Source organism: Streptomyces lushanensis (assembly GCF_001700515.1).
Classification (GTDB): Bacteria; Actinomycetota; Actinomycetes; order Streptomycetales; family Streptomycetaceae; genus Streptomyces; species Streptomyces lushanensis.
In genome coordinates, this window is sequence record NZ_MAUD01000065.1 from 1 (window position 1) to 9732 (window position 9732).

Genomic DNA, 9732 nt, shown 5'->3' on the forward strand with positions numbered 1-9732 from the left:
AGGAACCTCAACCCGCCAAAAATGTTTGGCAGGTCGGGGTATCAACATATTTGGCGTTGACTTTTGGCACACTGTTGAGTTCTCAAGGAACGGACGCTTCCTTCGTACTCACCCTCACGGGCTTTCCTCCGGGCATTTCCCTTCGGTCCTGCTGTCTTGCGTCTCCGACTTTACCAGACTCATTCGGCGTCTTTCGCCTCTTGAATTCCAGCGACCTTTGGATTGGTCTTTTGCCTTTCGGCTGATCCGACTTTATCAGAAACATTCGGAGCCGAATCACATCGGCCTTGATGATCTGGAAGGCGAATCGAGAGGGCTCCGCGGAAGTGCCTTCCGTCGAGAGCCGTATAGATATGTACCACCGCTCTCGGAGCTTGTCCAACTCCGAGGCAACCGTTCAAATCTACCTCCCCACTCGGACCGTGTCAACGGTCTTTGCGAGGCGAAGAGGAGACTAACAGGTCGGGGACGTGATCCGCACATCAGGCTGCGGTGGGAAGCTCCGCGCTCCGGTCCAGAGCCTCCACATCGCCCGTCTCGCCGTCCCGTGCCGCTCGGCCGCCGAGGACATACACATACACGAGAAAGGCCAGTTCAGCGGCTACGCCGATGGCTATGCGCGCCCAGGTGGGGAGGCCCGAGGGGGTGACGAAGCCTTCGATCACGCCCGACACGAACAGCACCAGGGCGAGACCGATGGCCATACCGAGCGCGGCGCGGCCCTGCTGGGCCATCGCGGTTCGACGGCTGTACGGCCCGGGATCGATCAGCGTCCAGCCGAGGCGTAGCCCCGTACCGGCGGCGACGAAGACGGCCGTCAGTTCGAGCAGACCGTGGGGAAGGATCAGCCCCAGGAAGGTGTCGAGGCGGCCGGCCGAGGACATCAGGCCGATCCCGACCCCGAGATTGAGCACGTTGACGAAGAGGACCGCGATCACCGGGAGGCAGAGAAACGCCCCCAGGACCAGACACATCGCGGCGGCCTGGGCGTTGTTCGTCCAGACCTGGGCCGCGAAGGAGGCCGCCGGGTGGCTGGAGTAGTACGTCTCGTACTCGCCACCAGGACGTGTCATCTGACGCAGCTCGTCCGGCGCGCCTATGGCCGACTGGATCTCGGGGTGGGCTCCGATCCACCAGCCGATGACCGCGGCGAGAAGCGTCGAAAGAACCGCGGTCGGTATCCACCAGTACCTGGCCCGGTAGACGGCGGCGGGAAAACCCGCGGTCAGGAAGCGCACGGCGTCGCGCCAGGTCGCGCGGCGGGCACCGGTGACCGTGGCACGGGCACGCGCCACGAGCTGGGTGAGCCGCGTGGTGATCATCGGATCGGGCGCGATGGACTGGATCAGCGAGAGATGGGTGGCCGTGCGCTGGTAGAGGGCGACGAGTTCGTCGGCCTCGGCACCGCTGAGGCGGCGACCGCGGTGCAGGAGATGTTCCAGGCGGTCCCACTCGGCGCGGTGGGCTGTCACGAAGACATCGAGATCCATGGTCGGCTGCTGCTCCAGGCACTGGGTGCGTACGGTCCGTACTCCCGCGGCACCGCGACTACTCGACTGCACTACCGCGACGCGCTGCGGGTCAGCTTGGCAGACTGTTGCCTTCAGGGGCAGAGAAGGTCGTCGGCGAAGGGTGAGCACCGGTGAACGAGCTTGTGACGGGCGACGCGGTCGTACTGGGGCTGCGCCCGGCGAAGCTGCCGAGCCGGGCGCTGGCACTGGCGATCGACCTGGTCGTGGTGTGGACCGTCTATCTCCTGGTCATGTTCGGGCTCGCACTGGCGACGGGCTCACTGGACGAGGCGGCTGTCGCGGCACTGGCCATCGCGTCCTTCCTGCTGATCCTGGTGGGCGGTCCGATCGCGGTGGAGACGCTCAGCCACGGGCGCTCGCTGGGGAAGCTGGCCTGTGGGCTGCGGGTCGTACGGGACGACGGTGGGCCCATACGGTTCCGGCACGCGCTCGTACGCGGCGCGATGGGCGTGGTGGAGATCCTGATCTCGTTCGGGGTCATCGCCTGTATCGCGTCGCTGGTGTCGGCGCGAGGGCGGCGGATCGGTGATGTCTTCGCGGGAACCCTGGTCGTACGGGAAAGGGTGCCGGCCGGCCCTATGGCGACCGTTCCGCCTCCTCCGCCGTGGCTCGTGGGACGTTTCGCGGAGCTGGATCTCTCGGCCGTGCCGGACGAGCTCTGGCTCGCGATACGCCAGTACCTGACGCGGCTGGGACAGCTCGAAGCCGGCGTGGGCCGGTCGATGGCGGAGCGGCTCGCGGATGATCTGGCCGCTCGTACGGGAGCGCCGCCCCCGCAAGGGGTTCCCGCAGGGGCCTATCTCGCGGCCGTGGTGCATGAGCGGCAGGCACGGGAGGCGCGGCGGACCTTCGGAGGCCCTCCCGGCTCGGCGGCGTCCACACCATCCATGCCATTCGCACCCACGCCCCCGCCCACGTCCACGTTCGCTCCCGTGCCCACTCCTGTCCCCACCGCTGTCGCCGCGACCGGGCCCGCGCCTGCCGTTGCTCCCGTAACTCCGCCGACGCCGGCCACCGCAACGGAACCGGGCGCCGGGGAGGCGCCGCGGCGCACCGGCTTCGCGCCGCCCGCGTAGGCCGGGAAGGGCCTCGCGGCGGGAAGGCTCGGGTCAGGACATGGCCGAGGGCGGAGTTTCGAGGTCTTCGAGTTCGATGCCGGGGGCTGAGAGCACCACGTCTCCAGCGAGGTGAACCGTGTGCTGCTCACCGGTGTCCAGGGCGTTGACCTGGTACTCGTCCACGGTCAGAGGTCCGTTGTCAGTGGCGTGCGCTTCACTGTTCACCAGTGCCCAGGACTGATCGACGGTACGGGGTGCCAGGACCGGGTCCGTGAAGGCCACGAGGCGGACGCGGGTCGCGGGGGAGCCAGGGGTGAGACGCAGAAGTCGCGTTGTCGCGACCAGAAAGGCGGGGGAGGTGCCGGTGAAGGCATGGGCGCGCACATTGCCTTCGGTGGCATGGGTGCCGGTGGGGTCGGTACGGACCCAGGTGACGCCGTCCAGGGCGGCGCCGCGGACCTGCCAGTTCGCGGCGTGGAGTTGCAGACGGATGGGGCGTCCGAGTTCGTCGAGGGCCAGATCGACGGAGCCCGCGTGGTCGCCGGAGGGAGTGGTGATCTGGGAGACATAGCGCCAGCCGGAGGGGCCTGGCGCGCAGTGGAAGTGCTCGTCGCCGAGAGGGGAGTGATCGTGCGGATCATGGAGCGAATAACGGCCGCGGGGCATGGGGTCTTCCGGGTTCTTCGAGTCCTCGGCGACTGACGTTCTTCCGCTTCGGCGCGCGCTGTTCGCGCGCGTGTGACGCGCTCTTCCGTACGCGGAGCAGGAGCACACGGAACAGGCCCCCGACACGGGGGTGCGGGGGCCTGCTGTGTGCCGTGTACCGCTGGTGCCGACATCTGTCGGTGCCTGTCGCTGAAAGTGCGTCAGCGGGCCGTCAGGCGACTCGTCCCGGCCCGGCGGGTTGCCGGGCCGGACGGGTCAGTGACGGCAGATCGTCAGTGGCGGCAGATCGGTCGTGGATCAGTAGCGGTAGTGGTCGGGCTTGTACGGGCCCGCGACATCGACACCGATGTACGCGGCCTGCTCCGGGCGGAGCGTCGTGAGCTTCACACCGAGCGCGTCGAGGTGGAGGCGGGCGACCTTCTCGTCGAGGTGCTTGGGCAGCACGTACACCTCGGTCGGGTACTCCTCGGGCTTGGTGAACAGCTCGATCTGGGCCAGCGTCTGGTCCGCGAAGGAGTTGGACATCACGAACGACGGGTGGCCGGTCGCGTTGCCCAGGTTCAGCAGGCGGCCCTCGGACAGGACGATGATCGTCTTCCCGTCCGGGAAGGTCCAGGTGTGGACCTGCGGCTTGACCTCGTCCTTGACGATGCCCTCGATCTTGGCCAGACCGGCCATGTCGATCTCGTTGTCGAAGTGGCCGATGTTGCCGACGATCGCCTGGTGCTTCATCTTGGCCATGTCCGCGGCCATGATGATGTCCTTGTTGCCCGTCGTGGTCACGAAGATGTCCGCGATACCGACGACGTCGTCGAGCGTGGAGACCTGGTAGCCGTCCATCGCCGCCTGGAGCGCGCAGATCGGGTCGATCTCGGTGATGATCACGCGGGCGCCCTGGCCGCGCAGGGACTCGGCGCAGCCCTTGCCGACGTCGCCGTAGCCGAAGACGACCGCGACCTTGCCGCCGATGAGGACGTCGGTGGCGCGGTTGATGCCGTCGATCAGCGAGTGGCGGCAGCCGTACTTGTTGTCGAACTTCGACTTGGTGACCGCGTCGTTGACGTTGATCGCCGGGAACAGGAGGACACCGTCACGCTGCATCTCGTACAGCCGGTGCACACCGGTCGTGGTCTCCTCGGTGACACCGCGGATCTCGGACGCCAGCCGGGTCCACTTCTGCGGGTTCTCCGTGAGGGTGCGGTTGAGCAGGCCCAGGATGTACCCGTACTCCTCGCTGTCCGCGGTCGACGGGTCCGGGGCCTCGCCGGCCTTCTCGAACTCGACGCCCTTGTGGACCAGGAGGGTGGCGTCGCCGCCGTCGTCCAGGATCATGTTCGGGCCGCCGGTGGGCGTGTTCGGCCAGGTGAGGGCCTGCTCCGTGCACCACCAGTACTCCTCCAGCGTCTCGCCCTTCCAGGCGAAGACGGGGATGCCCTGGGGGTTCTCCGGGGTGCCCTCGGGGCCGACCGCGATCGCGGCGGCGGCGTGGTCCTGGGTGGAGAAGATGTTGCAGGACGCCCAGCGGACCTCGGCGCCGAGGGCGGCCAGGGTCTCGATGAGGACCGCGGTCTGCACCGTCATGTGCAGGGAGCCGGTGATACGGGCGCCGGCGAGCGGCTGCGTCGCGGCGTACTCCTTGCGGATCGACATCAGACCGGGCATCTCGTGCTCGGCGAGGGTGATCTCCTTGCGGCCGAACTCGGCGAGCGAGAGGTCGGCGACCTTGAAGTCCTGTCGGTTGGCGACAGTCGTCATAACGAGCTGCTCCTCGTGAATCGGGTCGAGGGTGGGTGCGTACGGCTGGCTCTGCGGGCGAAGGGCATACGAATGCCCGAGCGCTCGCGGGCACAGTCCGTCGGAGGCCCTCTCTCCCTCGGACGGTCCGTGGGCGGACCGCCCGACCGCCATCAGCAGCGACGTCTGGCACTGGTCACGAATCTACACCGATCGGCCCAGCGGCCCACAGTCGAACGGGGAAGAGAGGGGGACGAGATCAAGTCGAAGAGGGGTCGGAGCGTCACGGAGGCCCCGCCCGGTGGGGCGGGCCCGTCACGAGGTCTCACATGTCCGTACGCCGTCTCAGTGGACGGTCTCAAGTGGGCGGTCTCAGTGGGCGGTGTCCGGTGTCGGGCCGGCCGAGGTCTTCCCGGGGTTGGTGCCCGCCGCGGCGGCCGACTCGTTGTAGATGTCCGGCTCCAGATAGATCACCCGGGCGATCGGGACCGCCTCGCGGATCCGGGACTCGGCGGCGTCGATCGCGCGGGCCACCTCGGCGGCCGTGTCGTCGTGCTGGACCGCGATCTTGGCCGCGACCAGCAGTTCCTCGGGGCCGAGGTGGAGCGTACGCATATGGATGATGCCGGTGACCACGTCGCCGTCGACGAGCGCCGCCTTGATCTTCTCGACGTCCTCCGTGCCCGCGGCCTCGCCCAGGAGCAGGGACTTCGTCTCGGCGGCCAGGACCAGCGCGATCAGGATGAGGAGAACGCCGATGCAGAGCGTGCCGATGCCGTCCCAGACGCCTTCGCCGGTGGCCAGGGAGATACTCACACCGCAGAGCGCCAGGACCAGACCGACCAGTGCGCCGAGGTCCTCAAGAAGCACCACGGGAAGCTCGGGTGCCTTGGCGCGGCGGACGAAGTCCGTCCAGGAGAGGGAGCCTCGGGTGGCGTTGGACTCCTTGATGGCCGTACGGAACGAGATCGACTCCGCGATGATCGCGAAGACGAGCACCCCGACCGGCCAGTACCAGGCCTCGATCTCATGGGGGTGCTTGATCTTCTCGTAACCCTCGTAGATGGCGAACATGCCACCCACCGAGAACAGCACGATGGAGACCAGGAAGGCATAGATATAACGCTCGCGGCCGTAGCCGAAGGGATGCTGCGGAGTCGCCTCGCGCTGCGCCTTCTTGCCGCCGAGGAGGAGCAGCCCCTGGTTGCCGGAGTCGGCGAGGGAGTGCACACCCTCCGCGAGCATCGACGACGAACCGCTGAACGCGAACGCCACGAACTTGGCTGCCGCGATCGCGAGGTTGGCGCCGAGTGCCGCCACGATCGCCTTGGTTCCGCCTGACGCGCTCATGGGTGCGTGATGTCCCTTCCTAGGTGCCGCGGCCCTGGCGCCGCGGTACGGCCGGACATTGTTGCAGCCGTTGGGGTGGTGAGTGGTGCATCAGATCACGACAGTGGCACGGAACACGGTGCCCGTACCGGACAGTTCGGCCTTCTCGCCCGCGGGAACGAAGACCGAGGCGCCGGGAGTCAGGCCGAGGCCGTTCGCCCGAGGCGTGCCCGCCGTGCAGAGCAGGATCTGCGGGGTGTCCGCCGTGAGGTCGCGCGGTGGCATGCCCGGTGCCGGGGAATCCAGGGAGTAGCGCGACAGGCGGAACTCGTCCATGGGCGTCTCGTACAGTTCCTCGCCCGAGGCGGAGGCCTCCGGGCGCAGCACCGCGGGTTCGGTCGCCTCGAAGCGCACGATCCGCAGCAGTTCGGGGACGTCCACGTGCTTGGGGGTGAGACCGCAGCGCAGGACGTTGTCCGAGTTGGCCATGATCTCGACACCGAGGCCGTTGAGATAGGCGTGCGGAACGCCCGCGCCGAGGAAGAGGGCCTCGCCCGGCTGGAGTCGTATGTGGTTGAGCAGCATGGCGGCGATGACACCGGGGTCGCCCGGGTAGTGCTGTGCGATCGACGCGTACGGCGCGTAGTCGCCACCGAGGCGCTCGGCAGCCGCCGCGGCCTCGGCGACGGTGACGGCCATCTCGGCGGGATCGGCGCCGAGGACTGCGGTCAGGACCTCGCGCAGCGCGGCCTCTTCGGGGTGGGCGTGGAGGATGTCGACATACGGCTTGAGCGAGTCGACGTCCAGCCGCGCGAGCAGTTCGGCGGCCTCGTGCGGGGTGCGGAAGCCGCAGAGTCCGTCGAAGGGAGTGAGGGCGCAGATCAGTTCGGGCTTGTGGTTGGCGTCCTTGTAGTTGCGGTACGGAGCGTCGATCGGGACGCCGCGGCTCTCCTCCCGCGCGTAACCCTCCTTCGCCTGCGCGAGGTTGGGGTGGACCTGGAGGGAGAGCGGCGAGCCGGCCGCGAGGAGCTTGAGGAGGAACGGCAGGCGGGGCCCGAACTTGGCGGTGGCGGCCACGCCGAGCTCCGCCTCGGGGTCGGCGTCGATCAGGCCGGACAGCGCCTGCTCGCCGGAGCCGCGGTCGAGACGTGACGGGGCCCCTGGGTGGGCACCCATCCACATCTCGGCCTGGGGTTCACCGGTGGGAACGGCCCCGAGCAGTTCCGGGATGAGGGTCGTGGAGCCCCAGGCGTAGGGGCGCACGGTGTTCGAGAGGCGGTCCATGGGATGAGCTTTCTGGTACGTGGTGACGGACTGGTGTGTGGTGACGGAGCCGACGGAACGGGGGCGTGCCCCGGTGGAGCGGCCTCGGCCGCTCGGCGTCCTGGTCCGCGGCGTGGTCCCCGGAGCTCTGCCGGTCCGCGGCGCCTCGGCCTCCGACTCCCCGGGATACGGCTCCGGCTCCGGCTCCGGCTCCGGCTCCGGGGATGCGACTCCGGCTCCCGGGGCTGTGGCTGTGGTGCTCCGGCCTGCAAGGCCCGGCCCGCGGTGCTTCGGCTCTTTGACGCTCCGGCCTTTGACGCTCCGGCCTTCGGTTTCCGGGCCCCCGGGAGGCGGATCATGCCTGGGTGCCGCCGGCGAGGGCCAGATAGACCGTGGCGAAGTCGGTGACGGCGATGAGCTCGGCGAGGGCTTCGAGTTCGCTGCCTTCCTCCGGCTCCAGTTCGCTGATGGCCGTGTCGTGGCCCAGCGCGAGTTCGCGGGCCGCCGGGGCGGCGGTGAGTCCTCCGACCGGCCGGTCGCGCAGCAGGACGATACGGGCGCGCAAGGGCTGACGCTCCTCGACCCGGTCGCGGAAGAAGTCGTCCGGATCGGCGCCGCCCGCGAAGTCGCCCGCGAGCAGCGCGCCATGGGCCGGCAGGGCCTCGGGAAGCGGGGCGGCGAGGGCGGGCCGGCCGGTCAGCTCGGCGAGCACATCGGCGAACCGGCGGCCGGCCGGGGCGGCGGCCGTGCCCTCCGTCCAGATCAGCGGCAGGCTGTCGGCCAGCTCGGCCGCGAGCGTCTTGGCCGGGTTGCTGTACGTGGCGATGGCAGGCCCGCAGCGCTCGGCGGTACGGTCCAGCCGGTCGGCGACGAGCTGGAGGGTCTCGGCCGGAGCGGTCACCAGGCCGGCGCGGTCCAGGAGCGAGAGCAGCGGGATGAGCAGGGCCCAGAGCGCGCCGGGGCCGGCGACCTGGGCGGTCTGCTCGGCCAGCCACTCGTTCGGCGCGGTCGCCATCGGAAGGAGGAGACCGCGCGACCCGTCGACCGCCTCCGTCAGCGGCGACTGCCTCGGGGCGACGGCGACGACCGTACAGCCGCGGCGGTACGCCTGTTCCGCGAGGAGCGCGAGGCCGGGCTCGCTGCCCTCGGTCGTGGCGATCAGCAGCAGGTCCACCGGACCGGCCCAGCCGGGGAGCGTCCAGCGCAGTGCGCCTGCGGCGGGCGCGACGCCGGTGGGGCGGAGCCGGGTGACCGGCGCGCTGCCGCCTGCCAGGGCGGCGATCAGATCGGCGGCGCCGGTGGCGGCGGCGCCGGAGCCCGCGACCAGTACGGCGCGGGGGCGGCCCTCCGGGGTGAGCGCGGCGATACCGGCCTCGGCGGTGTGCCGCAGAGCGGTACGCACCCGGGCTCCGGCCTCGGCCGCGCCCCGGAGCAGACCCCGGCGGTCGGCGTCGGCCAGTGCGTCGGGAGCGTCGAGCAGCGACTCGTCGAGCATGAGATGGGGCCTCCGATCGCCCGGCGCGGGACGCCGTGGCGGCGCTTGGTTGTGGCGCTGTGGTGCGGCTGTGGATGCGACTGCGGATGCGGTTGCGACTGCGGCGCGCTCGGGTTTTCCCGGACCGTGGTCGTCTCAGGCGGGACGCCGTGCCTCGTCGACGAGGAGGACCGGGATGTCGTCCCGTACCGGATAGGCCAGGCCGCAGTCACCGCCGGTGCAGATCAGCTCGGGGGTGTCGGCTGCCGTGCTGTCGCTGAGCGGCGCGTGACAGGCCGGGCAGGCGAGGATCTCCAGGAGGCCGGCTTCGAGCGGCATGGGGGTGATGTCCCTTCGAGCAGAACAGGTGGATCGGGCCACGTCAGCCTACCGCCGGGGCCCGGGGTGCAGCTCATTCCGGGGTAAGGTCCCGATCCACCTGTTCTGCTCGAAGGGACATCACCCCCATGCCGCTCGAAGCCGGCCTCCTGGAGATCCTCGCCTGCCCGGCCTGTCACGCGCCGCTCAGCGACAGCACGGCAGCCGACACCCCCGAGCTGATCTGCACCGGCGGTGACTGCGGCCTGGCCTATCCGGTACGGGACGACATCCCGGTCCTCCTCGTCGACGAGGCACGGCGTCCCGCCTGAGACGACCACGGTCCGGGAAAACCCGA

Annotated in this window: 9 protein-coding genes; 2 read left to right on the forward strand and 7 right to left on the reverse strand. The window is 69.7% G+C overall.

Annotated features, from left to right (window positions below; translation table 11 throughout):
* Positions 1-482: 482 nt before the first annotated feature.
* Entirely contained in the window at positions 483-1490 is a 1008-nt protein-coding gene (locus tag BFF77_RS05545) for a stage II sporulation protein M (protein WP_066944381.1), read from the reverse strand.
* 152 nt (positions 1491-1642) lie between these two features.
* Between BFF77_RS05545 and BFF77_RS05550 the strand changes: the two genes are divergently transcribed.
* Positions 1643-2608, forward strand: a complete 966-nt coding sequence (locus BFF77_RS05550) for an RDD family protein (protein WP_066944383.1) — start codon at positions 1643-1645, stop codon at positions 2606-2608.
* Between the two features lie 33 nt (positions 2609-2641).
* On the opposite strand, the gene BFF77_RS05555 is transcribed toward BFF77_RS05550, so the two are convergent.
* From BFF77_RS05555 to BFF77_RS05580, 6 genes are all read right to left on the reverse strand, one after another.
* Positions 2642-3256 (reverse strand): hypothetical protein, encoded by a 615-nt coding sequence (locus tag BFF77_RS05555; protein ID WP_066944385.1) that lies wholly within the window; start codon positions 3254-3256, stop codon positions 2642-2644.
* 297 nt (positions 3257-3553) lie between these two features.
* Positions 3554-5011, reverse strand: a complete 1458-nt coding sequence (gene ahcY / locus BFF77_RS05560) for an adenosylhomocysteinase (protein WP_066944387.1) — start codon at positions 5009-5011, stop codon at positions 3554-3556.
* A 351-nt stretch (positions 5012-5362) separates the two neighbouring features.
* Complete coding sequence (locus BFF77_RS05565) at positions 5363-6340, reverse strand: cation diffusion facilitator family transporter (protein ID WP_066944389.1); 978 nt, start codon at positions 6338-6340, stop codon at positions 5363-5365.
* A gap of 90 nt (positions 6341-6430) precedes the next feature.
* Positions 6431-7603 carry a mannose-6-phosphate isomerase, class I gene (gene manA / locus BFF77_RS05570; protein ID WP_066944391.1) on the reverse strand — a complete coding sequence of 391 codons (1173 nt, stop codon included), beginning with the start codon at positions 7601-7603 and terminating at the stop codon, positions 6431-6433.
* 334 nt (positions 7604-7937) lie between these two features.
* On the reverse strand, positions 7938-9077 hold the full coding sequence (locus BFF77_RS05575; RefSeq protein WP_066944393.1) for an SIS domain-containing protein: 1140 nt from the start codon (positions 9075-9077) through the stop codon (positions 7938-7940).
* Between the two features lie 135 nt (positions 9078-9212).
* Positions 9213-9395 (reverse strand): Trm112 family protein, encoded by a 183-nt coding sequence (locus BFF77_RS05580; protein WP_066944395.1) that lies wholly within the window; start codon positions 9393-9395, stop codon positions 9213-9215.
* A 128-nt stretch (positions 9396-9523) separates the two neighbouring features.
* On the opposite strand from BFF77_RS05580, the gene BFF77_RS05585 reads away from it, so the two are divergent.
* Positions 9524-9706 (forward strand): Trm112 family protein, encoded by a 183-nt coding sequence (locus BFF77_RS05585; protein ID WP_066944395.1) that lies wholly within the window; start codon positions 9524-9526, stop codon positions 9704-9706.
* Positions 9707-9732: the final 26 nt, after the last annotated feature.